Below are 23,878 nucleotides of genomic sequence, written 5' to 3' on the forward strand. Positions count from 1 at the left end.
CAGCTCTCACCCTCTACCAAGCGCGATAAACCGCTCGAGATGATGATCCTCATCGCCCAACTGATGGTCGATCATCACAAGCCGCTTCGCATAGTGCGCCATCGGCAACTCCCACGTCATGCCGATACCGCCATGCAACTGAATACATTCCTCGGCGACCATCGTCCCTATCCTGCCGATGCTGTATTTCGCCGCTGACACCGCGCGTTCCCGCGCCGTACGCTCAGCGCCAAGCGCGGCCGCGGCATTGATCACCGCCGATCGCACCTGCTCGATCTCGAGCAGCAGATCCGCCATCCGATGTTGCAACGCCTGGAAGCTGCCGATCGGCACGCCGAACTGCTTGCGCGTGCGCAGGTACTCGAGTGTGTAGTCTTTCGCGACATCCATCGCGCCGACCGCTTCGGAACACAACGCAAGCATGCCGCAACTGATCGCGTATTCGAGCGTCGCAAAGCCTTCTCCAGCTGCGCCGAGCAGCGCATCGTCTGCGAGCATGACGTTGTCGAAGGTGACCTCGGCCGCGCGGCCGCCGTCTATCTTGTGATAGCCGCGCACGCTGACACCCGCGGCGTCGCGCGGGACGAGAAAGAGCGTGATGCCGGCTTCGGCGTCGTCAGCGCCTGCGGTGCGTGCGGAGACCAGAAAAACGGAAGCGTTCTCGCCGAGCTGAACCACCGCCTTCGCACCATTCAACTGCCATGCGTCGCCAACACGCTGAGCACGTGTTGTAACGCGCGACAGTTCGTAGTGGCCGTCCGGCTCACCATGCCCGAGCGCAACGATCCGGGATCCGTCGATCAATTCGCCAAGCGCGGCCTTTTGCGTTTCATTGCCGCCGCGCGCGATCGCCTGGCCGACGATCAGCGTATCGAGAAACGGCTCGACTACGAGGCCGCGACCCAGGCTCTCGAATACGACGGCGATATCGAAGCCGCCGCCGCCAAACCCACCCTGCGATTCATCGAACAACGCGCCGATAATGCCGAGTTCCGCGAAGCGATTCCACAGGTCGGTGCTGAAGCCTTCGGGCGAGCCCGCGATGCGATCGCGCGTTTCGAAGGCGTATTGCTCGGTGACAAAACGGTTTAGCGTATCCGCCAGCATGCGGCGGTCTTCGGTGTGCTGGAAATTCATGACGTGCGCCCCTTACAGTCCCAGGATCATTTTGGCAATGATGTTCTTCTGGATTTCGTTGGAGCCGCCGAAGATCGACAGCTTGCGGTTGTTGAAGTAGAGCGAGGCAGCGCTCGCGGCTTCGTCTGGACCGACTGGCGTGCCCTCGAAGCCATCGTGCAAGGCTTCCTCGACGAACGGCTGCGCATACGGTCCCATCGCGCGGCGCGTGAGCGAGGAGATCTCCTGGCGGATCTCGGTGCCGCGAATCTTCAGCATCGAACTCTCGGCACCCGGCACGCCGCCGCCGGCCACCGCCGCGATAACACGCAGATTGGTGGTCTTCATGTTCTCCAGATCGATCTCGACGCGCGCCATGCGTGCGGCAAACGACGGATCTTCCGCGAGCGGCCTGCCGTTGCGCTGCTGCTTCGCGGCAATCTTGCGTAGCCGGCTAAACGCGGCCACTGAGAAACCGACGCCCGCGATATTGGTGCGCTCATACGTAAGCAGGTACTTGGCGTAGGTCCAGCCTTTGTTCTCTTCGCCCACGAGGTTCTCGACCGGTACACGCACGTCGGTGAAGAAGACTTCGTTGACTTCATGCTCGCCGTCGAGCGTGATAATCGGCCGCACTTCGACGCCTGGCGTGTTCATGTCGATCAGCAGAAAGCTGATGCCTTCCTGCTTGCGCACGTCGGTGGCGCTGCGCACGAGACAGAAGATCATGTTCGCGTAGTGGCCAAGCGTGGTCCACGTCTTCTGACCGTTGACGATGTAGTGTTCGCCTTGCGCATCGCTGTCGCGTACCGCGGTGGTCTTGACCGATGCGAGGTCTGAGCCCGCGCCCGGTTCTGAGTAGCCCTGGCACCACCAGTCCGAACCATCGAGAATGCGCGGCAACCAGTGGCGCTTTTGCGCCTCGTTGCCGTATTTGATCAACACCGGGCCGAGCATGTTGACGCCGAACGGCACGACGCGCGGTGCGCCCGCCAATGCGCATTCATTCTCGAAGATAAATTTCTGCACGGCGTTCCAGCCCGGGCCACCGTACTCCTTCGGCCAATGATTGGCGAGCCAGCCCTGCGCGTTGAGAATCGCGTGCCACTCGGCCATGTCGTCGCGCGTGAGGCGGCGGCCGCCGTGTACTTTGTCGGCGAGACGTTGCGGGAGTTTGTCACGCAAAAACCGCTGCACGTCAGTGCGAAAAGCCTCTTCTTCAGGCGTGAAGTTCAGATCCATAGCGGGTTCTTCCCCTAGATATTTACCGGACCGGCGAGTGAGCGGGCAGGCGGGCGCGCCCCCTGTCGGTCGAGAATGCTCCAAATAACGTGCTGTCTCAAGCTGACTGGTTGAGGCTCGCGAAATCCTCGCCGCGCTCTACCAGCTCGACCAACAGCGGCGACGCCCGCCAGAACAGCGGGTCCTCTTTGGCGAATTCACGAATGTCCGCGAGAACCGTGGCGAGGCCTACGCTATCGGCGTATTTCATCGGACCGCCGCGATAGCGCGGAAAGCCGTAGCCATAGAGGAAGGTCACGTCGACATCGAGCGGCCGCAGCGCGATGCCTTCGTGCACGACATTGGCGCCTTCGTTGATCATCGCGGCCATGTAGCGGCGCATGATTTCTTCGTCGGTGAACGTGCGCGGCGTGATGCCGGCGCGCTCGCGTTCGGCGTCGATGATGGCCTCGACTTCAGGGTCGGGTGCGCCGCTGCGCGAACCTTCGGGGTACAGATAAAAACCACGGCCGGTCTTCTGGCCAAACCAGCCACGTTCGCAAAGACGGTCGGCGATCTGCACGTAGCGCGCGTTGGGGTTCCGTGTGGCCGCGCGCCGCTTGCGCGCGGCCCAACCGATGTCGCCGCCTGCCAGATCGACCACCTGGAACGGGCCCATCGGGAAGCCGAACGCACGCACGGCCGCGTCGATCTGGTACGGCGACGCGCCGTCTTCCATCATCGCGTCGGCCGCGCTGCGATACACCGCCAGCACGCGATTGCCGATGAAACCGTCGCACACGCCGGCCCGCACCGGCGTCTTGCGCAGCTTCTTGGCGAGTTCGAACGCGGTGGCCACCACGTCGGCGCTGACCTGCTTCGGCACCACCACTTCCAGCAGCTTCATGATGTTGGCGGGGGAGAAGAAGTGCAGGCCGATCACATCCGCGGGGCGGGAAATGCTGGCTGCAATCGCGTCGATGTCGAGATACGACGTGTTGGTGGCGAGCACCGCGCCCGCTTTGCAAACGCGATCGAGTTCGGCAAACACGGCTTTTTTCACCGATAGGTCTTCGAATACGGCTTCGATCACCAGATCGGCGTCGGCGAGCGCGTCGTATGACGTGCTGCCTTGCCAGCGTGTCATCACGTCGGCTTTCTTTTCCGCGCTCATGCGGCCTTTGGCGATCAGGCCGTCGTAGACCTTTTCGATGTGCGCGCGACCGCGTGCGAGCGACGCGTCGTCGCGTTCGATCATCGTCACCGGCAGGCCGGCATCGAGCACGGCGACGGCAATGCCCGCGCCCATCGTGCCGCCACCCACCACGCCGATCTTGTTCAGCGCGCGTGGTTTGGTATCGCGTGTTTCCGGGGCTTTGAGCACTTCGCGTTCGGCGAAGAACGCGTGAATCAGGCCGGCGCGCTGCGGGCTGTCGATGCATTCGAGGAACAGTTTGCGTTCGAGTCGCAGGCCTTCTTCGAAAGGCTGTTCGATAGCGGCTTCCACGGCGTCGACGATCTTTAACGGGGAAAACAGGCCGCGCGATTTCTTCGCTGTTTCTGCGCGTGCTGCGGTGACGGCGGCGAGGCTCGCTGCGCGGTCGCTGAGCGCCGCGGCATCGCGCGTGCGGCGCACCGGCGCATGAGCGGCCAGCAGTTCTTGCGCGTAGGCGAGTCCTTCAGCGAGGATGTCGTCACTGCTGCCGAACCGGTCGATGAGGCCAAGCGCGAGCGCTTCTTTCGCGCTGGCGTGGCGACCGCTCAGGATCAGATCGAGGGCGGCCTGCGCGCCGATCAGACGCGGCGTACGCTGTGTGCCGCCTGCGCCCGGCAGCAGGCCCAGTTGCACTTCAGGCAAACCGAGCTTCGCGCCATTCACGGCGAGACGGTAGTGCGCTGCGAGCGCCACTTCCAGGCCGCCGCCGAGCGCAGCGCCGTGAATAGCGGCCACCACCGGCTTCGAACATGCCTCGATACGGTTGCACACGTCCGGCAGTGACGGCGGCACCGGCGGCTTGCCGAACTCGCGAATGTCCGCACCCGCGATGAAGTTGCGCCCGGCGCCGACGATCAGCACGGCTTCGACCGCCTTGTCGGCATCCGCGGCTTCGATGGCGGCGAGCAGGCCGCGCCGCACGTCGGCGGACAAGGCGTTGACCGGTGCGTGGTCGATGGTCACCAGCAGGACTTTGCCGCGCAATTCGCGCGTTACAACGTCGGCGGAAGGGTTGAGGGTCATCGTGTCGTCTCCTGATTGATATCGGGGCAGAGTGGGCATACCGGGCCTGGCGAATTCTCCGATTGTGGGTTGGTCAAGGTTTATTGACAATTGCATAGACGGTTGACAGACTGTCAAAGATATTTTGACAAAGGCCTTGCTATGGACGTCAATTCGCTGACCTTGCTGGTCGATATCCTCGATGCGGGCAACCTGAGCGAAGCCGCGCGCCGGCTGAAAATGAGCCGCGCGAATGTGAGTTACCACCTGAATCAGCTGGAGCGCTCAATCGGGCTGCAGCTGGTCAGGCGCACCACGCGCCGGGTCGAAGCGACTGAAATCGGTCTGCAGTTATACGAGCATGGCCGCACCATTCAGAATGCGCTGCTGGCGGCGCGCGAATCGGTGACTACGCTCGGGCAGAGCTTGCAGGGGCGGGTACGGTTGAGTGTGCCGAGCGGTTACGGGCAACTGGTGATGTCGGACTGGCTGATCGCGTTCAAGCGTCTGTATCCGGGCATCGTGCTGGACGTGATGTTCGAGAATCGGGTTGAGGACTTGATGCGCGACGAGGTCGACATCGCGGTTCGGGTGATGTCGGAGCCGCCGCAGAATCTCGTCGCACGAGACATGGGGCCGGTGCGATACGTTGCCTGCGCGTCGCCGGATTTTGCTGCGAGTCGCGGCATGCCGGTGCGTCTCGATGATTTGCGCACTGCGCCCTTGATTACGGCGGCGGTGGTCGGCAGGCAGTTGCGGGTGGCGGCGTATCTGCGCGACGAACGCCACGAAGTGCTGCTTGAGCCGACGATTATTTCCGAGAACTTTCTGTTCTTGCGCCAGGCGGTGCTGGCCGGTCTAGGCGTCGGTTTGGTGCCCGACTACGTGGTGCAGGACGACCTGCGCCGCAGCGACGTGGTGACGGCGCTCGATGAATGGCGTCTAAGCATCTTCGGTACGAACATGTACCTGCTCTACATGCCGAACCGGCATCACACGCGGGCGGCAGCGAGTTTTATCGAGTTCATCCTTGAGCAGGCGCACGGAAGTGGCAGAGGGGTGGCTGCTTGAGTCGCAACGAAGCGACGGTGCCTCACTCGCGGGTATGCTTAACAAAACGGCGAGATAGCCGTGCATCCGGCAGCACATCAAACTTCAGGGGAGACGGAGATGAAATGGGCAATCGCATGTATCGCGCTACTTGCAATCGCCATCGTCATTGTGTTGGTCTCGCGTCTCCCGAGTGAGGATGCCATTCGCCTCGCCGGCTACGCGGCCACTGCGGCTTTCGCCGCATTGGTCGGCCTGCTGATTCGCTGGCGAGCAAATCGCGCTCAACGAAACAAACGCGCCGGCTGACCACAAACACACGCGCCGGATATTCACCCGACCCGCGTGACAGCCCTGCAGCGCCTCGCTTGCCGCACGCTCGCTAAGCCCATCGAACACGTGCTTCCATCCCGTCTCCGGGAAGGTCGACGCACGTCCCGAGTTCCGTCTACGGCACGACTTTCGACCCATCCCGCGGTGCCCATCTGAGCGTAAACCCGATTAGGGAATTTGCATAAAATTAAAATATTGACGTTAAATTAACGACGGGCTACCTTTACTTCCAATGCGACGGAACATCCGGGGCGCAGCAATCGCGACGAGAGAGTTGCCATGTCACACAGCCTGTTTCAACGTCTTCGAGGATTGGTCACCTGCGCCCTGGCGGCGACAGCGTTGGTCATGTCGGTGCCCGCTTTTTCCGAGGGCGACACGCTGAGAGTCGCCACAGAGGGCACCTATCCTCCGTGGAGCTTTAAAGATGCCTCCGGCCAGCTGGAGGGTTTCGATGTGGACATTGCGAATGCCCTCTGTGCACAGATGAAGGTGAAATGCCAGATCGTTGCGCAGGCATGGGACGGCATCATTCCCGGTCTTCAGGCCAATCGGTATGACGCAATCGTTGCGTCGATGTCGACAACGCCCGCGCGTCGCAAACAGGTGCTGTTCACCAACAAGTACAAGGACACGACGTCCAGCTTTATCGCGGCGAAAGACAGCGGGATCAAGGACGTGTCGCCTGCGGGCCTGAAAGGCAAACGCATCGGCGTTCAACGCGGCGCCTCGCAGCACCAGTGGCTGGTCGCTAACGGTTACGACAAGACGGCGTCACTCGTTCTGTATGACGATACGCGTCAGCCGGAGTTGGACCTCGTTGCAGGTCGTGTCGACCTCATCATCGGCAACAAGGCGACGTTCTACTCCGACTTCTTCAAACGGCCTGACTCGAAAGACTTTGCGTTCGTCGGACCCGAATTCAAAGGCGGCGTACTCGGAGACGGAAACGCAATTGCCGTTCGTCTCGACAACGCCGAGCTCTGTAATCGGATTAACGCTGCGTTGGCCGCAATCATGGCGAACGGCACCTACGATCAGATCAGAAAGAAGTATTTCCCTTTCTCTCTGATGTAAAGCGGGAGCCAGCATGGTCGATTTCACTCTGAATGGTTATGGCGGGCTCATCCTGCTCGGGGCCGTGACGACGTTGCTGGTCGCACTCGCGGCCACAGCGATCGGCTCGGTCATCGGAATCCTGATGGCCGCTGCCAAGTTGTCTCCCATGCGGATTCTCAGTCATTTCGCCGGGGCCTACACAACCACGATACGAGGTGTTCCGGACCTGCTGGTTATCTTCCTGGTGTACTACGGCGGCAGCGCAACCCTTTCTCATGTCCTCGGCCGATCCATTGAAATCAATGCGTTCGGTGCGGGTGCGGTGTCGCTCGGACTGGTGTTTGGTGCCTATGCGACGGAGATCTTCCGGGGTGCGATTCTGGAAGTTCCGCGCGGGCAGTTTGAAGCTGCCGCAGCGCTGGGACTGACGGGCACGGGGAGCTTTGTCCACGTTATCGCACCCCAGGCATGGCGCCTTGCAGTCCCGGCTTTCGGGAATCAACTGACCGTACTCCTGAAAGAAACGGCGCTGGTTTCCTTGGTTGGCCTGGAAGACTTGATGCGACGAACAGGCTTCGCCGTTGAAGCAACCAATCGCCCATTCTTCTTTTACCTTGTTGCCGGCGTGCTGTACTTTGTTCTCAGCTTCGTCCTGACAAATGTCTTTAGTACGGTTCGACGCAAGACGTCGACCGCATTGGCGAGGTGAGCCATGTTTGATTTCTCATTGCTCATTTCGAGTCTTCCGCGTCTGCTTGCTGCGTTGCCTGTCACGCTTGAGTTGTTTGTCTGCATCGTGGTTGTGGGTCTCATTGTGGGTGTGCCCACAGCGCTCGTGGGATTGAGTTCGTCGAAGGTTCTGAGCGCTTGCGTCAAGTTTTATATCGGCGCATTTCGCGGCACGCCGGCGCTCGTGCAACTGTTCTTTCTCTACTATGGATTTGGACAGTTCTCTTTCATTCGACACTCCGTGTTCTGGCCGCTTCTGCGTGACCCGTTCACCTGCGCCGTCATTGCGCTGGGGTTGAATTCGGGCGCGTACACGGCACGCATTCTGATGGGGGCGCTGTCTGCCGTGCCCAAAGGGATCGTGGAAGCTGCCCAGGCGCTCGGGCTGAGTCGAGTCTCGATACTCAGCCGCGTTAAAGCGCCGATCGCCATTCGCATTGCAATCCCCGCGTACGCCAACGAAACGATTCTGAACCTGAAGGCGACGTCGCTGGCATCGACGGTGACCATCATGGAATTGACGGGAACGTCGAAGCTATTGGTGAGTGAGACCTATGCGCCCTATGAGATTTTCGTCGGAGCGGGATTGATTTATCTCGCGATGACGTTCTTTCTGTCGCATGCGTTCCGGATCCTCGAGACGAACATCGCACGCAGAACAGGCAAGGACACCAACGTCGCCAATCCCCGGAAACCTAAGCAACCCGCAATGCTGAAGTCTTCAGATTCTGGCGACACGCACATAGCCTAGTGATTTCGTAGCGCATTTTTACAGGTGGACTCATGTTCCCGAGTCCCCTACGCAAAGTTAATGGAGAAAGACAAATTGCTTCGGTTTCTGACACTTGGGCCCAGTGGTAGCAATCACGAGTTTGTGACTGCTCGATACATTCAACATCATGGTCTGGAAGAAAAAGCATCGATGGCTCTGGTGTTGAGCTTCGACGAGGCAGCGCGCATGGTGATCGACGGCGAGGCCGACTATATCGTTCAGGTTGCAGTGCATCCTTCGACGGCCGACATCGTCGCGAAGTACCGCAAGCAATTGTTCGTCATCGATGCCTTCGTCTCTTCCAGCAAAGACATGGCGGTAGTGACCCGAGTTGACATCGGTACACCACGAACGCTCGCACTTCAACCGGCCACGCGTGACTATGTCAATACAGATGGACTGACGCTCATTCCGGAGACGTCGACGGCGTCGGTTGCGGATGGACTTCTCTCGGGCAAATACGAAAGTGGTCTGACGTACTCGTCTCTTGCAATCGAAAACCCCACGCGGTTCAGAATCGACGAGCGAATCGGTACCGTTGACGATCCGTGGATTGTCTATGGCCGTGAGCGATTGTCCGATGGCCAGGTTGTAGCCTGGAAGGAGAGCCCGGCAGCTCGGGCATTCCACGCCCAGACACCTACGCGGCTCGATAGCTGAGCTGCACGAAATGCACAGGATTTCCGCTATGAACACGGTACCGAACAACGAACTCGCGATATCGATCAAGGGACTCTCAAAGAGTTTCGGCGCGTTCAATGTACTCAACTCAATTTCGCTGCGTGTCCGACGAGGTGAAAAGATTGTTCTGTGCGGGCCGTCCGGTTCTGGAAAATCGACCCTGATTCGCTGCGTGAATCGACTTGAGAAGCATGATTCGGGAGATGTTCACGTCGACGGAATCGAGCTCACCGACGATGCGAAACACGTGCGCATGGTGCGTGCCGACGTTGGCATGGTGTTTCAGCATTTCAATCTGTTCCCGCACATGACGGTGCTGGAAAACTGCACACTGGCTCCGATGCGCGTTCGCGGTCTGAAGCGGAAGGAGGCTGAAGCACGGGCGCTCGAAATGCTTGAACGTGTTCGCGTTGCGAGCCACGCCACGAAATACCCCGCGCAGCTTTCCGGTGGTCAGCAGCAGCGGGTTGCTATCGCGAGAGCGCTTTGCATGTCGCCCACCATCATGCTTCTCGACGAACCGACGTCGGCACTTGACCCGGAGATGGTCAGAGAGGTGCTCGATACGCTCACGCTGCTCGCGCAAGACGGCATGACGATGCTTTGCGTCACGCACGAAATGGGATTTGCAAGGGCGGTGGCCGATCGCATTCTGTTCATGGACCAGGGCGAAATTGTGGAAGACAGCGAGCCCGCCGATTTCTTCGACGCACCGAAGACTGAGCGCGCGAAGCGCTTCCTCAGTCAGATGATTCAAAAATGAATGCGCCACGTTGAAGATGCGCGCGAATTTTCAGGAGTAAAGCATGGCCACAATCAGGTTTGGCACGCTCGGCCCATCCGGGACGAACCACGAGTACGTGACTCGTCGTTACATTGAATTCCACGGGCTTGAGGCTGAAGTCAAACTCTTCGGTAATTTCGACGATGCCCTGGCTGCGTTTGACTCGGACGAAATCGACTATCTCGTTCAGTGCGCGGTTCATCCAGATACCCCACGCGTGATGGGCAGTAACTTCCGCGAGCGATTCGTTGTCGACACCTTCATCTCGCCGAGTCAGACATTGGCGATTCTCACACGTAAAGAGGTGAGCAAGCCGGAAACAATCTCGCTGGTTTCCCCTGCAACGGATGAATACGCCGACCTCAGTTCGTATTCGAAACTGATTCCGGCGGTCTCAATTCCAGTGGCCTTCGAGCGACTGATGAAAGGAGAGTGCGATTCCGCGCTTGTCTATCGATACTATTTTGATTCGCAACCGGAGAAGCTGCGGGTGGATGCAACGATCGGTTCGCCCGATGACGCGTGGATTGTGTACGGCCGGGAGCGTGTTGGGGCAGGAGAGATTGTCGCCAGTCGGGAGAGCGTCGTAGCAAAGCAATTCGCAGAACTGCAGCGGTCACAGCGGTAAACCGACATGTGCGAGAGGCCAGTGCAGGAGCGGTGGCCTCAATTTTCTAGCTGTATTCCCGGATGTTGAAGAATACGGCGAGAAATTTGACCGGCACGCTCTCGATGTCTTCCGGACCATGCGCCGCATTCGGGTCGAACAGCAAACTATCACCGGGTTTCAGATCGTAGAGCCGATTGGCGTACCGGTATTTCATCTTGCCTTCAAGCACGTGAAGGAACTGGATTCCAGTTGTCTGGTGGGTTGACCAGGGTTGGGACTTTTCGTCGAGCGTAACGACATACGGTTCCACGGAAAGGTTGCCTGACAATACGTGGCCAACGAGCCGATAGATGTGGCCGTACGACGAACCTTCGCGGTCGACAGTCACGCCTTGTCCAGCGGGTACGAACGAGCAGTCGTGGCGTTCGCTCTGGTCGACGAAAAAACGCGACACCGGTTTGCCCAAAGCATTCGCAAGCCGCGTGAGCGTTTCTATCGATGGCGTCGCCGTTCCTTTTTCGATTCTCGAGAGCATCGAATGCGAAATGCCGGCCATTTTCGCGAGCGTGCCTGAAGCGATTCCTGCTGACGTTCGAAAGGCATGAATCTGCGCAGACAAAGCACGGGACACTTTTTCTACTGCTGGGTCGATCTGCTTCTCTGCTACCTCAATGTCCGGAGATTCTCCAGCGGGCGGCTGGTTCTGAGATTTTGGCATGGCGCCTTCAGTGAAGGAACAGTTCAAAGATGACTACGTGTTGCCATTATATGAGGCATTGCCGTGGATGAGTGTCAGGCCAACAGCTTTTTGACCGCACCGCGCGAGATAGTAAAGGGGGATCACCATGACGCATATCCGTCCTGTTGCACCGACCGATGCATATTTCGTTGCGCACCTTGTGGATGAGCTTCTGACGGAGCTTCTCAATGGCGAACTTGAACCTGCGGACCGAGTGTCTATCGCCGAAGCTGTTCTGAGCCAAACGAGTCGGTGCTTCGGATATGTGGCGCTCGAAGGCGAGAGTCCGGTAGGCGTAATTCTCATGACAGAAGGCGTGGCGATATATGCGGGAGGAGCTTTCGGACAGATCACGGAGCTATACGTTCGGCCGGAATACCGGTCGGGTGGAGTAGCTGCAGCGCTGGTCCGCGAGGCTACGAAGTTCGGCAAGGAACGAGGATGGAAGCGACTCGACGTCGGCGCGCCTGATCAGCCACGGTGGGCCCGGACGCTTGCGTTCTATCTGTCCGCGGGTTTTGTAGAGGTTGGGCCACGGTTGCGTCTGGACTTGTGATGATGTCCGTGAGGCGCATTTCGCCGCTGCTACAATGCATCTCACAAGACGGCCGCGATACGCTCCGTGTTGACTACCACCCCGCCTCATAAAACCGAGAAGCAGTAAGCTCGTTTCTTCATGAATGATGCCGTCGACATAAGATTCCTGCTCAGCATTCGCGAAGCTGGCAGCCTTGCGGGCGCAGCTCGCAAGTTGGGCGTCACGCCGTCGGCGGTCACGAAGAGATTGCAGCAGATCGAGACGAAGCTTGACGTCCATTTGCTGAACCGCTCGACGAGACAATTGCGCTTCACGGAAGAGGGCGAACTGCTCTGTTCCAAAGGCGCAGAGCTTCTTCGTGACTTTGATTCGTTGCTCGCAGAGTTGGGTAGACGAAGAGGGCAATTGGTCGGTAGCTTGAAAGTCAACGCGCCACTTGGTTTCGGGCGTCGATACGTCGCCCGCATCGCATCTGCGTTCAAGGACGCTCACCCGGATGTGGACGTCTCCTTGACATTGTCCGACCGCCCGCTCATTGAAGAATACGACCGCTATGACATCGTCGTTCATATCGGCGAGTTGGGCCCTTCGAACCTTGTCAGGTACGTGATTGCGCCGAACGCTCGCTACGTCTGCGCGTCCCCCGCTTTTCTGAAAAGATACGGTTCCCCCGTCAACCCCGAAGACCTCGCGAACGTTCCCTGCATCGCCCTTCGTCAAAACAACGAGGACGTGACGTTGTGGCATTTTTCGAAGGGGCGTACTTCACGGGGCGTTCGTGTTTCCTCTGGCCTGAGTTCGAACGACGGCGATGTGATTCACCAGTGGGCTCGCGAAGGGCGAGGGGTGATGCTTCGGTCGGAATGGGACGTAGCGGAGGAACTACAAAATGGCTCGCTGATCCGGCTGCTGCCAGGCTGGAAGTTACCGGATGCTGACGTCATCGCGCTTGTTCACCAAAGGACGGGCATGCCGGCACGAATCAAGACCTTTCTGCAACATCTGCAACGGGAGTTTCGTCCACGGCCGCCCTGGCGACCCTGACTCCGCGTCGCAAGGCGAAAGCCGCCCGTCGATTCGTTCCTGAAAGTTAATTTCGGATTGCCTCACTGGAAACCCCGTCGCCGCAGGCTTCAACTAGACTGCTTTCAGATACGGGAGGCAACGATGTTTACAGGTTTCACCGACGCGTCGATCCACGTCGACGGCACCCAGATCCACGCAATCCGCGGCGGCAACGGCCCGGCCTTACTGCTGCTGCACGGCCATCCGCAGACCCACGCGATCTGGCATAAGGTTGCGCCCACGCTGGCCCAACACTTCACGGTCATTGCCGCGGACCTGCGCGGCTACGGCGACAGCGGCAAACCGCAAGGCGAGCCCGACCATAGCAACTATTCGAAACGCCGCATGGCCGCAGATCAGGTGTCGTTGATGCGCGCCCATGGCTTCACACAATTTGCCGTGGTCGGTCACGACCGGGGTGGACGCGTTGCTGCGCGCATGGCGCTCGATCATCCGCAAGCCGTGACGAAGCTGGTCACGCTGGACGTCGCACCGACACTCGCGATGTATGAGCAAACGTCGTTCGCGTTTGCGCGCGCTTACTGGCACTGGTTTTTTCTCGTGCGTCCCGCGCCGTTTCCCGAAACGCTGATTCGCGCCGATCCCGATCTCTATCTGAAGCAGACCATAGGTGCACGCAGCGCCGGGCTGACGCCGTTCACCGATGCCGCCTACGCCGAGTATTTGCGCTGTCTGTCGGACCCAGCCGCCGCGCACGGCATCTGTGAAGATTACCGCGCGAGCATCACGATCGACCTCGATCACGACCGTGCGTCGCTCGCGGAAGGACAGAAGATCGAGTGCGATTTTCTGGCGTTGTGGGGCGCACAGGGTGTCATCGAGCAATGTTTCGAGCCGCTTGCCGAATGGCGTCAGTGGTCGGCGCACGTGAGCGGCGAGGCCTTGCCGTGCGGCCACTACATTCCCGAGGAAGCGCCCGAGTTGTTGCTCGAACGCGTCCTGCCGTTCTTGCAGTCCTAGTCGCTGGTCGACCCATCATGTCAAAACGAACCCTTTACCAGAAGCTCGTCGATTCGCACGTCGTCACGCGTATCGATGTGCAAAACGTGCTGCTGTATGTCGATCTGCATCTGATGAACGAATACACTAGCCCGCAGGCGTTCAGCGCGCTCGCTGCGAAAGTGCGGCCCGTGCGTCGTCCGCGGCAGCAGTTGGCGGTGGTCAGCCACATCATTCCCACGCATGCGGAATCGCCGCGCGTGATTCGCGATGCCGCTTCGCTGTTGCAGGCGAACAACCTCGCACGCAACTGCGATCAGGCCGGTATCGAACTGCATGCGGCGAACGATCCCCTGCAAGGCATCGAACATATCGTCGCGCCAGAACGCGGTTTGATTCGCCCAGGCATGGTCGTGCTATGCGGCGATAGTCACACGACTACGTACGGCGCGCTCGGCGCGTTGGGCTTCGGCATCGGCACCTCGGAGGTCGAGCACGTGCTTGCCACGCAAACGCTGGTCTATCGCGTTGCGCAAACCATGCGTATCACGATCGACGGGACGTTGCCTTACGGCACGTCGTCGAAGGATGTGATTTTGTGGATCATCAGCCGCATTGGCGCACAGGGTGCGCGCGGTTACGCGGTGGAGTTCGCAGGGTCTACGACCGCCTCGCTGTCTGCGGAAGCGCGCATGACCTTATGCAACATGACTGTCGAAGCCGGCGCGCGAGCGGCGTTGATCGCACCCGATGCGACCACGTTCGACTATGTCCGCGCGCACGCAACATCACTGGACGATGCCCAGTGGGCTGCTGCCATGAACGACTGGCGCGAACTGAAATCGGATGTCGGCGCGAGTTTCGATACGGAACACCATTTCGACGCACACGATATCGCGCCGTTCGTCACGTGGGGCACGAGCCCCGATCAGGCGATTGCGGTCGATCAGCGCATTCCCAGTGCGGCCGCGCAAAAGACGCCTGAGGCCGCTGCCGCACTGCGGCGCGCGCTCGACTATATCGGGCTCGATGCAGACCAACCGATTGCAGGCACGCCGATCGATCGCGTGTTCATCGGTTCGTGCACCAATGGACGTATCGAAGATCTGCGCGTGGTCGCTGCGATTGTGCGAGGGCGCCACGTCGCGCAAGGGGTGCGCGCGATGGTCGTACCGGGCTCGGGCAGCGTGCGCCGCCAGGCCGAAGCCGAGGGCATAGCGACCCTGCTGCGCGATGCCGGCTTCGAATGGCGAGAGCCGGGCTGTTCGATGTGTCTCGCGATGAACGACGATTTTCTCGCGGTAGGCGAACGCTGCGCATCCACGACCAACCGCAACTTCGAAGGACGTCAGGGACGCGGCGGCCGCACCCATCTGATGAGTCCCGCGATGGCCGCAGCCGCCGCGCTAACCGGGCGCATCACCGACGTCCGCACCCTGGAGACGCAATCATGCTAACGAGACTCACCGAAATCGACGGGAATGCCACGCCATTGCCGATCGAAAACCTCGACACCGATCAGATCATGCCGAAGCAGTTTCTTCGCATCATTGACAAGGCCGGGTTGAGGGAGGGCTTGCTGTATGACCTGCGTTTCGACGCAGCAGGCGAGCCGCGCCCGGATTGCGTGTTGAATCAGACGGCGTATCGCGGCGCACGCATCCTGATCGGCGGCTCGAATTTCGGCTGCGGCTCGAGTCGTGAGCATGCTGTGTGGGGGCTTCAGCAATTCGGTTTCGAAGCCGTGATCGCGCCGAGTTTCGCGGAGATCTTCTATTCGAACGCGATGAATAACCGCTTGTTGCTGGTGCAACTGGATCGCGAAGCAGTCGATGTTCTAATGCAGGACGCAGTGACACATCCGGCTGCACGAATGCATATCGACATCGAGCAGCAAACGGTGACGGCCGCCAGTGGCCGCGTGTTCACGTTCCCGCTCGGCGCGCGTCACAAACAGATGGTGATTGAAGGCATGGACATCATCGATCTCACGCTCGCTTCACTCCCCGCTATTGAAGCGTTCGAGCGGATCCATTTCAAACGGCATCCTTGGGCCGCCGTGCTGTAAATCCCCTGGCGGCCCTTGCGCCGCCATTCAACCGAAACGCGTGTGACCGATTCCCCGGCAGAAGGGAAGGGACGCGCTTTGCCTTTAAAAAACGGAGGAGACATGAAGCGCAAACCGCCTTATAAGGTGCTGTACGTGCAGGTGATCGTTGCGATCGTTATCGGTGTGATCGTCGGCCACTTCTTGCCGGCGAATGCGGTGGCGATGAAACCGCTCGGCGACGCCTTCATCAAACTCGTGCGCATGATCATCAGCCCGGTGATCTTCTGCACGGTCGTGACCGGCATCGCCAGCATGCACGACATGCGCAAGGTCGGCCGCGTGGGTGGCAAAGCGCTGCTGTATTTCGAAGTGGTGTCGACACTCGCGCTCGCCATCGGTTTGCTGGCCGCGCACGTTTTGAAACCCGGTGTGGGCTTTAACGTCGATCCCGCTACCCTCGATGCGAGCGCGATATCCAGTTACGCCGCACAAGCCGCGCACGGCGAAGGGCTCGCGGGTTTCTTCATGCATATCATTCCGGAGACATTCGTCGGCGCGTTCACCCAGGGCGATATTCTGCCGGTGCTGCTGATCGCCATGTTGTTCGGCACCGCGCTCGCGGTGACGGGCGAACCCGCGAAACCCGTTATCGGTTTGATCGAACTGCTGTCGAAAACTTTCTTCCGTATTGTGCGCATGATTACGAGCCTCGCACCAATCGGCGCGTTCGGCGCCATCGCGTTCACGATCGGCAAATATGGCATCGTCTCCTTGCTGCCGATGATGAAACTGATCGGCACGTTCTATCTGACCGCATTCCTGTTCGTCTCGTGCGGGCTCGGCCTGATTGCGCGGGCATGCGGTTTCAGCTTGTGGCGCTTCGTCGTGTACATCAAGGACGAACTGCTGATCGTGCTCGGCACGTCGACATCGGAAGCAGCGTTGCCGCAGTTGATGGAGAAGCTCGAACGGCTCGGGTGCTCGCGCGGGATTGTCGGGCTGGTTGTGCCGACGGGTTACTCGTTCAATCTCGACGGCACCAATATCTACATGACGCTCGCGGTGCTTTTTCTCGCCCAGGCCACCAATACCCATTTGACGATTGCCCAGGAGATCACGTTGCTGGCGGTGACGATGCTGACCTCGAAGGGTTCAACCGGTGTTACAGGGGCAGGCTTTATCACGTTGGCGGCGAGTCTTTCGGTCGTACCGACCGTGCCGGTGACGGCGATGGTGCTGATTCTCGGCATCGACCGTTTCATGTCCGAGTGCCGCGCGCTAACCAATACGATGGGCAACGGCGTGGCGTCGATCGTGATTGCGGCATGGGAGAAGGAACTGGATCGCGACAAGCTGAAGGCGGCGTTGGCGAGACCGGTTGTCACGTCCGGCACGGTTGCCGCGGAGGAGGGCGAGGCCGTGGTGGGTCGCTTGCCCGAACGTGAAACGCAGCGCCCGATCTGATTACGCCGCCTTGGTCGCCTCTTGCCCATGCACCAGCGACAACAACCCGCGGCGCGAATTCACGCCAAGCTTCGCGAAAGCGCGCTTGGCGTAAGTTTCAACGGTCGATTCTTTGACACCCATCGCCTCGGCGATCGCGGCCGTCTCACATGCTACGATGCTCCGTTCATCGCACAGAACATCGGAGACATAGATGCGTCCAGAGAGTGCAACCCGTTTCGACGAACAATTCGCCCCTCGCATCGCGGAAGCAATCGCCGCCTGTTTTGCGACAACCGTGCACACGGAAGTCCTCCCCTACGGCGGCCACGGCCACCCCACCCGAGTGCGAATCCACGCGACCCCGATCGAAGACCTCCGCCATTACGCACACCCGTTGAACCTATACCTAACCTGGGACAGCGACGAGATAGAACGCCTGATGGGCCCAGAAGGCCCAGCCCGCTTCGCCGGCTACCTGGCCGCTTTACCCCGTAAGCTCGAAGCCTGGCGCCACGTCCGCGAACTGGATTTCGTCTCGCACACCCAGGCCGAGCCAACGGTCTTACTCGGCGGCCTCGACTTTGAGTCTTGATTAAGAAGCTACAGCACCAATCCGAAAGAAACTCACACTTTGCACCAGCCCTGAAGCCTTACTCTGCACCGCATCGGCCGCCGCAGCCGCCTGCTCCACCAAAGCCGCATTACTCTGCGTCACCTGATCCATCTGCGTGACCGCATCGTTCACCTCCGCAATACCCGCCGCCTGATCGACGCTGGCCGTCGCGATCGCCTCGACGATGCGCGTCACGCTGCCCGCGCTTTGCACCACGCCGTCCATCGTATTGCTTGCGTGATTGATCAACTGCGTGCCGGCGTCGATCGTAGCAACCGACTCACGAATCAGCGCCTTGATCTCACGCGCGGCATCGGCCGAGCGTTGAGCGAGACTGCGCACTTCACTCGCGACCACCGCGAAACCGCGTCCCTGCGTGCCGGCCCGCGCCGCTTCAACCGCCGCGTTAAGCGCCAGAATATTGGTCTGCGCAGCGATCGCTTCAACCACCGCGATGATATCGACGATGCGCTTGGACGCCGCATCGATCTGGCCCATGGTGCGCACGGCATCGGTCATCACCACACCGCCGTCGCGTGCCGCTTGCGCTGCGGTTTGAGCGAGCGTGGTGGCCTCGCGTGCGTTGCTGGCGTTGCGCTGAACCGAGTCGGTGAAATGCTGCATCGACGCGGCGGTTTCCTCGAGCGAGGCGGCCTGCTGCTCCGTGCGCGCCGACAGGTCGAGGTTACCCGCGGCGATCTCCTGCGTCGCCGAGGATATCGTGTGTGCGCCTTCACGAATCTCGCTGACGATGTGCCGCAGGCGTTGATTCATTTCGTTGAGCGCGATTAGCAGCTGACCGGTTTCGTCTCGACTCACCACGGCGACATCGGCACGCAGATCGCCTGCCGCAACCGCTTGCGCGACGCCTACCGCTTGCCTGACCGGCACCGTGATGCTACGGCTCAGGAACCAGACCGCGAAGGTGCCCACGCCGAGCGAGCAGATCACGACCGACAACAGCAGCACGCAGGCGAGCGTGTACGCATGTTCCGCGGCATCGCCCGTGCGCACGCTGGAGTCTTGCGCCTGCTGCATCACCAGGGCGACGATGTCGTCGATAGCGGCGGTCGGCGCGCGGTCGATGCCTTTGACCAGTCCGTCGACGATGTGCGCCGTATTCGGATCGGCCGCGTCGTAGTGCTTGAGCGCGTCGAGGTAACTGTCCTGCAACGAGGCGTGCGTGGCGAGCGCCTTGTCGACGCCGTCAACGTTGGCACCCAATGCACTCAGTTGATCCTTCAGACGCAACAGCGCGGCGTGTGTCGTGCCGCTTTCCTTGCTGAAGGCGTCACGGTACTTGGCGAACGCAGCCGGATCCGCGCCGCGCAGCAACAGGTCTTTCCATTCCTGCACCTGTTTCTTGAATTCGACCTGTGCGACGCGCGCCGTGTCGGCGGCTTGCGCGTATTGGCTGAGCGTTTGCGCGGACTGGATTTGGAGTGCATGGGTATTTGACAGCGCATGCCATCCTTCCAGGCCCACCACCATGGTCGCGGCGAGCAGCACCGCGCCGAGCAGCGCCAACTTGACGGCGATCTTCAGATTTCTATAGAACGTCACTGCGATTTCCTTTGGTGGATCTTAGTCCAGCTTGAATTGCGTCACGGCACCGGCAAGACTCACGGCCTGGCTTTGCAAGGCGGCAGCGGCCGCTGTGGATTCCTCCACCAGCGCGGCGTTCTGCTGAACCATTTCATCGAGTTGGCTGACTGCGCGGTTTACTTCCTGAATGCCGCGCGTTTGCTCGTTGGCCGCCTGGGTGATTTCGGAAATGATGGTGGTCACGTTGGCGACGTTGCTGACGATCTCTGTCATCGTCTCGCCGGCCTGGCGCACCTGGCCCGACCCGGAGGTCACGCTCGCCACGGTTGCTTCGATCAGCCCCTTGATCTCCTTCGCGGCCTGCGCACTGCGTTGCGCGAGGCTGCGCACTTCGCCGGCGACCACCGCGAAACCGCGGCCCTGTTCGCCGGCGCGTGCGGCCTCCACCGCTGCGTTCAACGCGAGAATGTTGGTCTGGAATGCGATGCCGTCGATTACGCCGATGATGTCCGAGATCTTCACCGACGCATGTTCGATCTCGCCCATCGTCGTAATCACTTCGGAGATCACTACGCCGCCGCGCGAGGCGACCTGCGACGCGGACACGGCCGTATTGTCGGCCTGCTTCGCGGCGCTCGCCGATTGCGTAACCGTCGAGGTGATTTCTTCCATCGACGCCGCCGTCTGTTGCAGGCTGGCTGCCGCTGATTCGGTGCGGCCCGACAGATCGACGTTGCCGGCGGCGATTTCATTGGCGGCCACGCGCACCGATTCGCTGGCATCGCGAATCTGGCGCATCACGTGGCTGAGTTTGTCGATGAAGGTGTTGAACGAGCGCGCGATCTGCGCGACTTCGTCGTTGCCGACCGCTGGCAGACGTTGTGTCAGATCGCCTTCGCCCGAGCCGATCGCGTCCATCGCATCGCGTACTTTCGACAGGCGCTGGAACGATACAGCGGTGACCGCGGCCACGATGGCGGCGGCGATCGCGGCGATCACGATTAAGGCAATCACCGAAGCAGTCAACAGCGATCGCATGCCCGCCGTCGCTTCCGATTTGTCGAGTGCGACGACCGCGTACCAGTCGGTGCCGGGAATGGCCTCGGCGCGCAGCAGCTTCGTGCTGCCGTTCACGTCGACTTCGACAGGGTGCTCGGCGCTGAAAAGCGCAGTCACCTTGTCGCTAGTCAGTGCGGGGGCGAGGTCCGATACCGGCTTCAAGGTCAGCTTGGCATCCGGATGCGCGACGATATGGCCGCTCGCGTCGATCAACATGCCGAAGCTCGCGGGCGTCGGATGAATCGCTTTGACGTTGGCAATCACGCTGTCCATCGCGACGTCTCCGGACACCACGCCTTTCACCACGCCGTCGCGCACCACGGGCGCGGCGAATGCGACCACCAGCTTGCCCGTGCCCACGTCCACATAGGGCGGCGTTACTACCGGCTTGCCCGCTGCGGTGGCCTGCTTGTACCAGGGACGGCCGGTCGGATCGTAGTCGGGCGGAATGCCGGTCGGGTCCGAAAACTTCGCGGTCTTGTCCGCGTAGCCGACGTACACGTTGGTGAACTTGCCGGCTGCGGCGATCTGCTTCAACGCGGCGGATGGATCGGGTTGCAGCACTGCGTCCTGCAGCGAGTTGATCATCTGACTATTGGAGGCGATCCAATCTTCGATACCGTCTGCATGACCGCTTTCGACAGCGTTCAAACTGCTTTCGATCGCATCGGCGTTGTATGAGTTGGCGACGACATAGTTGAGAACCGCGTTAGCAGCGAGCGCGACCACAACGATGGCGACGCACAGGGCGACGATGCGCGCGCGAATGGAGGAGAACATGTTGGGAGTCTTTCGGAGTAAGCAGTGAACCGTAGTCGGTGAGGCGGGGGCCTCATACGCGGTATACGGCGCCGGCAGTGGGGACTTGAGCAGGTAATGCTTTCAGTTTCTGACGGCGGCCGGCAACGCCGCTCGTGGCGGCGCGGCGCGATGCTACACACTTTTTCGCGCGCTGCGGGGTTTTCAATGGATGCCGAAACAGCGCCCTGGCAGTGAGTTGCAGGCGCTGTATTCGTATGACGATAACGCCGGAGATGACGCTATATACCGATGCGCACAGATGGTTTCACATCACCGGAGAATGCAGATGATGCGGATGGTCGAGTGTCTCGCCCACGATGCGCAGTGCCTCTTCGCATTCGTCGCGCGTCTTTGAACCACCGAGGCACACACGCATTGCGTTCGGCGGATTGCCGTCAGTGGAAAACGCCGCTCCTGCAACGGCAGCGATGCCCTGGTTGCGCAGTTGCAATGCGAGTTCGGAAGCACTCCAGCCGCTTTCGGCTGGCACCGGCAACCACAAATGAAAGCCATCCGCGTGCGCTTCGTAAGGCCACGCTTCGAGCATGCGCGATGCAATCGCCTGGCGTGCGCGCGATTCGTTGCGGATCGCGTTGAGCATATCGAGCGCGGTGCCGTCGACGATCCATTGTGTTGCGAGCGTGACGGTGAACGGACTCGCCATCACCGTTGTCGCGCGCAATGCGCCGGCGAGACGCTGCGTTTGCCTGGCAGTCGGTGCGTGCAGATGCGCCACTCGCAGACCGGCGCCGAGACTCTTCGATAAACCCGTTACGTAGTAGGTCAGTTCGGGAGCGAAGCTCGCGAGTGCATCGGGCGCACTCTGCGGCAGCATCGCATACGCATCGTCTTCGATGATCGGAACGCTGTAGCGCAACGCGACGTCGGCGAGCGCCTCGCGCCGTTTGTGCGTGAGCGTGAGTGTGCTCGGATTCTGCAGCGTCGGATTGCAATAGAGCGCGCTCGGCTTGTCGGTCTTGCAGAGCGCTTCGAAGGCGTGTGCGAGTGGGCCTTCGTCGTCGCGCGGCAGGGCCTGCAGACGCACGCCGAGTTGGGCGGCAATGGCCTTGATGCCGGGGTAAGCCAGCGTGTCGAGACAGATCGTGCCGCCGGGCCGCGCCAACTGCGAGACGAGCGCCACCAGCGCGCTATGAATGCCGGGGCACACCAGTACGTTCTGCGCGTCGCAATGCGGCACGCGCCGCTTCAGCCATTCTGCGCCCGCATCCTTGTCGGCAGCCGAGCCGCCGAAGTCCTGATAGCGCAGCAACTGATACGGATCGCTGCCGCTCATCAGGCGCGCTGCCGAATCGCGCAAACGGGCCGCGAAATCGGGCGGCTCGGGTGGCGTATTCATCGACATCTCGATGCTGCTGCCGCCGGCGAGCGGCAAGGTGGCGGTTCGACCACGCACGAAGGTGCCGCTGCCCGCGCGCGAATCCAGCAGGCCGCGCTTGCGCGCTTCCGCATACGCGCGCGCCACGGTCGTGTAGTTCAGCGCGAGTTCCTCGGCCAGATCGCGCAGCCCCGGCAAGCGGTCGCGTGGACGCAGGCGGCCGGTGGCCAGATCTTCTTCGATCAGATCGGGAATCGCGAGGTAGGCCGGCTTGCGGGTGTCGGCGAGGCGTTTGATCCAGTGATGTGTCGGGCTGCTCATTTGTAGCCTTCGGCTGGGGGGTGGAGATCATTGATCGCATCCGGATGCGATCAATGATCGGATTGATCGTCTGTGGTGAATGAGTGCACCACGCTGACTCGTCCCGGCAGGCAAATCGCACTTGGCTGGTGCGATATCGCGGGGTCGAGGGCTCCTGCCCGCGACGTCCCGGCTATATGCAAGCTTCACGCCTAAAAATTTTTCGAGTCGCATGTCGAATTGAGGCGGAATTGATTGCTGATTGATCGCATTGGCATGACCGATCAATGGCACGGCCGTTGCATTGAGAGAAGCGCGCACGGATTGAGCGCGCCATCTTTTACTTAGCAACCCTGATCGGAGAGTGTCATGCCAGCCGTCAATAAACCGCTGCATCAGAAAGGCGATTACCTTGTCGACTACGAAGAGAAAGTCTTCGAAGACGTGAAGGCCGAACCAGGCGAGAAGGCACTCGTCACGTTTCATACGGTCGCGTTCGAGGGGTCGATCGGCTTTGTCAATCTGTTGCAAGCCACGCGCTTGCAACGCAAAGGCTTCGAGACGTCGGTGCTCCTTTACGGGCCGGGCGTCACGCTCGGTCTGCAACGCGGCTTTCCAACGCTCGGCGACGAAGCGTTCCCCGGCCACCTGAACTTCAACAAGCAACTGATGAAGTTCATGGAAGAGGGCGGTAAGGTGTACGCCTGCCGCTTCGCGCTGCAAGCCTTGTACGGGCACGGCGAAGCGTCGCTGATCGAAGGTATCCGCCCGATCAGTCCGCTCGACGTGCTCGATATCCAGTTGCTTCATCGCAAGGACAACGCACTGATCATCCACACGTGGACGGTTTGAC

The 23,878-nt window shown here is 60.6% G+C and carries 24 protein-coding genes; 16 read left to right on the forward strand and 8 right to left on the reverse strand.

Annotated elements, in window-relative coordinates; translation table 11 throughout:
• Positions 1–6: 6 nt before the first annotated feature.
• From M0D68_RS26120 to M0D68_RS26130, 3 genes are all read right to left on the reverse strand, one after another.
• Entirely contained in the window at positions 7–1,137 is a 1,131-nt protein-coding gene (locus M0D68_RS26120; RefSeq protein WP_266225804.1) for an acyl-CoA dehydrogenase family protein, read from the reverse strand.
• Positions 1,138–1,149: 12 nt separating this feature from the next.
• Positions 1,150–2,358 carry an acyl-CoA dehydrogenase family protein gene (locus M0D68_RS26125; protein ID WP_266225805.1) on the reverse strand — a complete coding sequence of 403 codons (1,209 nt, stop codon included), beginning with the start codon at positions 2,356–2,358 and terminating at the stop codon, positions 1,150–1,152.
• A 97-nt stretch (positions 2,359–2,455) separates the two neighbouring features.
• Positions 2,456–4,576, reverse strand: a complete 2,121-nt coding sequence (locus M0D68_RS26130) for a 3-hydroxyacyl-CoA dehydrogenase NAD-binding domain-containing protein (protein ID WP_266225806.1) — start codon at positions 4,574–4,576, stop codon at positions 2,456–2,458.
• Positions 4,577–4,717: 141 nt separating this feature from the next.
• Here M0D68_RS26130 and M0D68_RS26135 point away from each other — a divergent pair, with 141 nt between their 5' ends.
• From M0D68_RS26135 to M0D68_RS26170, 8 genes are all read left to right on the forward strand, one after another.
• Positions 4,718–5,626 (forward strand): LysR family transcriptional regulator, encoded by a 909-nt coding sequence (locus M0D68_RS26135; protein WP_266225807.1) that lies wholly within the window; start codon positions 4,718–4,720, stop codon positions 5,624–5,626.
• Positions 5,627–5,725: 99 nt separating this feature from the next.
• The gene (locus tag M0D68_RS26140) at positions 5,726–5,914 is read left to right on the forward strand and encodes a hypothetical protein (protein ID WP_200618908.1); all 189 of its coding nucleotides are present in this window, start codon (positions 5,726–5,728) and stop codon (positions 5,912–5,914) included.
• Positions 5,915–6,286: 372 nt separating this feature from the next.
• Positions 6,287–7,015 carry a transporter substrate-binding domain-containing protein gene (locus tag M0D68_RS26145; RefSeq protein WP_234486607.1) on the forward strand — a complete coding sequence of 243 codons (729 nt, stop codon included), beginning with the start codon at positions 6,287–6,289 and terminating at the stop codon, positions 7,013–7,015.
• Positions 7,016–7,028: 13 nt separating this feature from the next.
• Complete coding sequence (locus tag M0D68_RS26150) at positions 7,029–7,706, forward strand: ABC transporter permease (protein WP_266225808.1); 678 nt, start codon at positions 7,029–7,031, stop codon at positions 7,704–7,706.
• A gap of 3 nt (positions 7,707–7,709) precedes the next feature.
• A complete protein-coding gene (locus M0D68_RS26155; RefSeq protein WP_266225809.1) occupies positions 7,710–8,477 on the forward strand; it encodes an ABC transporter permease in 768 nt (255 codons plus the stop codon).
• 60 nt (positions 8,478–8,537) lie between these two features.
• A complete protein-coding gene (locus M0D68_RS26160; RefSeq protein ID WP_266225810.1) occupies positions 8,538–9,158 on the forward strand; it encodes a hypothetical protein in 621 nt (206 codons plus the stop codon).
• Positions 9,159–9,186: 28 nt separating this feature from the next.
• Positions 9,187–9,942: an amino acid ABC transporter ATP-binding protein gene (locus tag M0D68_RS26165; RefSeq protein WP_266225811.1), complete on the forward strand. Its 756-nt coding sequence runs from the start codon at positions 9,187–9,189 to the stop codon at positions 9,940–9,942.
• Between the two features lie 43 nt (positions 9,943–9,985).
• Complete coding sequence (locus M0D68_RS26170; protein WP_266225812.1) at positions 9,986–10,591, forward strand: hypothetical protein; 606 nt, start codon at positions 9,986–9,988, stop codon at positions 10,589–10,591.
• A gap of 46 nt (positions 10,592–10,637) precedes the next feature.
• On the opposite strand, the gene M0D68_RS26175 is transcribed toward M0D68_RS26170, so the two are convergent.
• Complete coding sequence (locus tag M0D68_RS26175) at positions 10,638–11,291, reverse strand: XRE family transcriptional regulator (protein ID WP_200618904.1); 654 nt, start codon at positions 11,289–11,291, stop codon at positions 10,638–10,640.
• A 127-nt stretch (positions 11,292–11,418) separates the two neighbouring features.
• On the opposite strand from M0D68_RS26175, the gene M0D68_RS26180 reads away from it, so the two are divergent.
• The 6 genes from M0D68_RS26180 to M0D68_RS26205 all read left to right on the forward strand — a co-directional run bounded on the left by M0D68_RS26180 (position 11,419) and on the right by M0D68_RS26205 (position 17,389).
• Entirely contained in the window at positions 11,419–11,868 is a 450-nt protein-coding gene (locus tag M0D68_RS26180; protein WP_200651089.1) for a GNAT family N-acetyltransferase, read from the forward strand.
• A 120-nt stretch (positions 11,869–11,988) separates the two neighbouring features.
• The gene (locus tag M0D68_RS26185; RefSeq protein WP_266225813.1) at positions 11,989–12,894 is read left to right on the forward strand and encodes a LysR family transcriptional regulator; all 906 of its coding nucleotides are present in this window, start codon (positions 11,989–11,991) and stop codon (positions 12,892–12,894) included.
• A 123-nt stretch (positions 12,895–13,017) separates the two neighbouring features.
• Positions 13,018–13,896 carry an alpha/beta fold hydrolase gene (locus tag M0D68_RS26190; RefSeq protein ID WP_266225814.1) on the forward strand — a complete coding sequence of 293 codons (879 nt, stop codon included), beginning with the start codon at positions 13,018–13,020 and terminating at the stop codon, positions 13,894–13,896.
• A gap of 17 nt (positions 13,897–13,913) precedes the next feature.
• Entirely contained in the window at positions 13,914–15,332 is a 1,419-nt protein-coding gene (leuC, locus tag M0D68_RS26195) for a 3-isopropylmalate dehydratase large subunit (RefSeq protein ID WP_266225815.1), read from the forward strand.
• Positions 15,326–15,943 carry a 3-isopropylmalate dehydratase small subunit gene (gene leuD, locus M0D68_RS26200; protein WP_093643193.1) on the forward strand — a complete coding sequence of 206 codons (618 nt, stop codon included), beginning with the start codon at positions 15,326–15,328 and terminating at the stop codon, positions 15,941–15,943. Before leuC ends, leuD begins: the two co-directional genes overlap by 7 nt.
• A 102-nt stretch (positions 15,944–16,045) precedes the next feature.
• Positions 16,046–17,389, forward strand: a complete 1,344-nt coding sequence (locus tag M0D68_RS26205) for a dicarboxylate/amino acid:cation symporter (protein ID WP_266225816.1) — start codon at positions 16,046–16,048, stop codon at positions 17,387–17,389.
• On the opposite strand, the gene M0D68_RS26210 is transcribed toward M0D68_RS26205, so the two are convergent.
• Positions 17,390–17,632: a LuxR C-terminal-related transcriptional regulator gene (locus tag M0D68_RS26210; RefSeq protein WP_200618897.1), complete on the reverse strand. Its 243-nt coding sequence runs from the start codon at positions 17,630–17,632 to the stop codon at positions 17,390–17,392.
• Here M0D68_RS26210 and M0D68_RS26215 point away from each other — a divergent pair.
• Positions 17,583–17,963, forward strand: coding sequence for a DUF5594 family protein (locus tag M0D68_RS26215; protein WP_266225817.1), 381 nt, complete (start codon positions 17,583–17,585; stop codon positions 17,961–17,963). The two genes, M0D68_RS26210 and M0D68_RS26215, sit on opposite strands and share 50 nt — an antisense overlap.
• Here M0D68_RS26215 and M0D68_RS26220 read toward each other — a convergent pair whose 3' ends face one another.
• The 3 genes from M0D68_RS26220 to M0D68_RS26230 all read right to left on the reverse strand — a co-directional run bounded on the left by M0D68_RS26220 (position 17,964) and on the right by M0D68_RS26230 (position 23,046).
• On the reverse strand, positions 17,964–19,547 hold the full coding sequence (locus tag M0D68_RS26220) for a methyl-accepting chemotaxis protein (protein ID WP_211702390.1): 1,584 nt from the start codon (positions 19,545–19,547) through the stop codon (positions 17,964–17,966).
• Between the two features lie 21 nt (positions 19,548–19,568).
• A complete protein-coding gene (locus M0D68_RS26225) occupies positions 19,569–21,368 on the reverse strand; it encodes a methyl-accepting chemotaxis protein (protein WP_266225818.1) in 1,800 nt (599 codons plus the stop codon).
• A gap of 286 nt (positions 21,369–21,654) precedes the next feature.
• On the reverse strand, positions 21,655–23,046 hold the full coding sequence (locus M0D68_RS26230) for a PLP-dependent aminotransferase family protein (RefSeq protein WP_266225819.1): 1,392 nt from the start codon (positions 23,044–23,046) through the stop codon (positions 21,655–21,657).
• A 348-nt stretch (positions 23,047–23,394) separates the two neighbouring features.
• Between M0D68_RS26230 and M0D68_RS26235 the strand changes: the two genes are divergently transcribed.
• Positions 23,395–23,877 carry an MSMEG_0572/Sll0783 family nitrogen starvation response protein gene (locus M0D68_RS26235; protein WP_054040483.1) on the forward strand — a complete coding sequence of 161 codons (483 nt, stop codon included), beginning with the start codon at positions 23,395–23,397 and terminating at the stop codon, positions 23,875–23,877.
• Position 23,878 lies beyond the last annotated feature (1 nt).

Origin of the sequence: Paraburkholderia sp. SEWSISQ10-3 4 (genome assembly GCF_030464785.1) — a bacterium.
GTDB classification, from domain to species: domain Bacteria; phylum Pseudomonadota; class Gammaproteobacteria; order Burkholderiales; family Burkholderiaceae; genus Paraburkholderia; species Paraburkholderia aspalathi.

What these genes read in the sequence shown, in the direction of transcription:
- M0D68_RS26185 (WP_266225813.1), top strand. Translation starts at nt 11,989, where the DNA reads ATGAATGATGCCGTCGACATAAGATTCCTGCTCAGCATTCGCGAAGCT.
- leuC (WP_266225815.1), top strand. Translation starts at nt 13,914, where the DNA reads ATGTCAAAACGAACCCTTTACCAGAAGCTCGTCGATTCGCACGTCGTC.
- M0D68_RS26155 (WP_266225809.1), top strand. Translation starts at nt 7,710, where the DNA reads ATGTTTGATTTCTCATTGCTCATTTCGAGTCTTCCGCGTCTGCTTGCT.
- M0D68_RS26165 (WP_266225811.1), top strand. Translation starts at nt 9,187, where the DNA reads ATGAACACGGTACCGAACAACGAACTCGCGATATCGATCAAGGGACTC.
- M0D68_RS26210 (WP_200618897.1), bottom strand. Translation starts at nt 17,632, where the DNA reads ATGCGAGGGGCGAATTGTTCGTCGAAACGGGTTGCACTCTCTGGACGC.
- M0D68_RS26135 (WP_266225807.1), top strand. Translation starts at nt 4,718, where the DNA reads ATGGACGTCAATTCGCTGACCTTGCTGGTCGATATCCTCGATGCGGGC.
- M0D68_RS26125 (WP_266225805.1), bottom strand. Translation starts at nt 2,358, where the DNA reads ATGGATCTGAACTTCACGCCTGAAGAAGAGGCTTTTCGCACTGACGTG.
- M0D68_RS26175 (WP_200618904.1), bottom strand. Translation starts at nt 11,291, where the DNA reads ATGCCAAAATCTCAGAACCAGCCGCCCGCTGGAGAATCTCCGGACATT.
- M0D68_RS26205 (WP_266225816.1), top strand. Translation starts at nt 16,046, where the DNA reads ATGAAGCGCAAACCGCCTTATAAGGTGCTGTACGTGCAGGTGATCGTT.
- M0D68_RS26170 (WP_266225812.1), top strand. Translation starts at nt 9,986, where the DNA reads ATGGCCACAATCAGGTTTGGCACGCTCGGCCCATCCGGGACGAACCAC.
- M0D68_RS26235 (WP_054040483.1), top strand. Translation starts at nt 23,395, where the DNA reads ATGCCAGCCGTCAATAAACCGCTGCATCAGAAAGGCGATTACCTTGTC.
- M0D68_RS26180 (WP_200651089.1), top strand. Translation starts at nt 11,419, where the DNA reads ATGACGCATATCCGTCCTGTTGCACCGACCGATGCATATTTCGTTGCG.
- leuD (WP_093643193.1), top strand. Translation starts at nt 15,326, where the DNA reads ATGCTAACGAGACTCACCGAAATCGACGGGAATGCCACGCCATTGCCG.
- M0D68_RS26150 (WP_266225808.1), top strand. Translation starts at nt 7,029, where the DNA reads ATGGTCGATTTCACTCTGAATGGTTATGGCGGGCTCATCCTGCTCGGG.
- M0D68_RS26225 (WP_266225818.1), bottom strand. Translation starts at nt 21,368, where the DNA reads ATGTTCTCCTCCATTCGCGCGCGCATCGTCGCCCTGTGCGTCGCCATC.
- M0D68_RS26140 (WP_200618908.1), top strand. Translation starts at nt 5,726, where the DNA reads ATGAAATGGGCAATCGCATGTATCGCGCTACTTGCAATCGCCATCGTC.
- M0D68_RS26120 (WP_266225804.1), bottom strand. Translation starts at nt 1,137, where the DNA reads ATGAATTTCCAGCACACCGAAGACCGCCGCATGCTGGCGGATACGCTA.
- M0D68_RS26230 (WP_266225819.1), bottom strand. Translation starts at nt 23,046, where the DNA reads ATGAGCAGCCCGACACATCACTGGATCAAACGCCTCGCCGACACCCGC.
- M0D68_RS26190 (WP_266225814.1), top strand. Translation starts at nt 13,018, where the DNA reads ATGTTTACAGGTTTCACCGACGCGTCGATCCACGTCGACGGCACCCAG.
- M0D68_RS26130 (WP_266225806.1), bottom strand. Translation starts at nt 4,576, where the DNA reads ATGACCCTCAACCCTTCCGCCGACGTTGTAACGCGCGAATTGCGCGGC.
- M0D68_RS26145 (WP_234486607.1), top strand. Translation starts at nt 6,287, where the DNA reads ATGTCGGTGCCCGCTTTTTCCGAGGGCGACACGCTGAGAGTCGCCACA.
- M0D68_RS26160 (WP_266225810.1), top strand. Translation starts at nt 8,538, where the DNA reads ATGGAGAAAGACAAATTGCTTCGGTTTCTGACACTTGGGCCCAGTGGT.
- M0D68_RS26215 (WP_266225817.1), top strand. Translation starts at nt 17,583, where the DNA reads ATGCGTCCAGAGAGTGCAACCCGTTTCGACGAACAATTCGCCCCTCGC.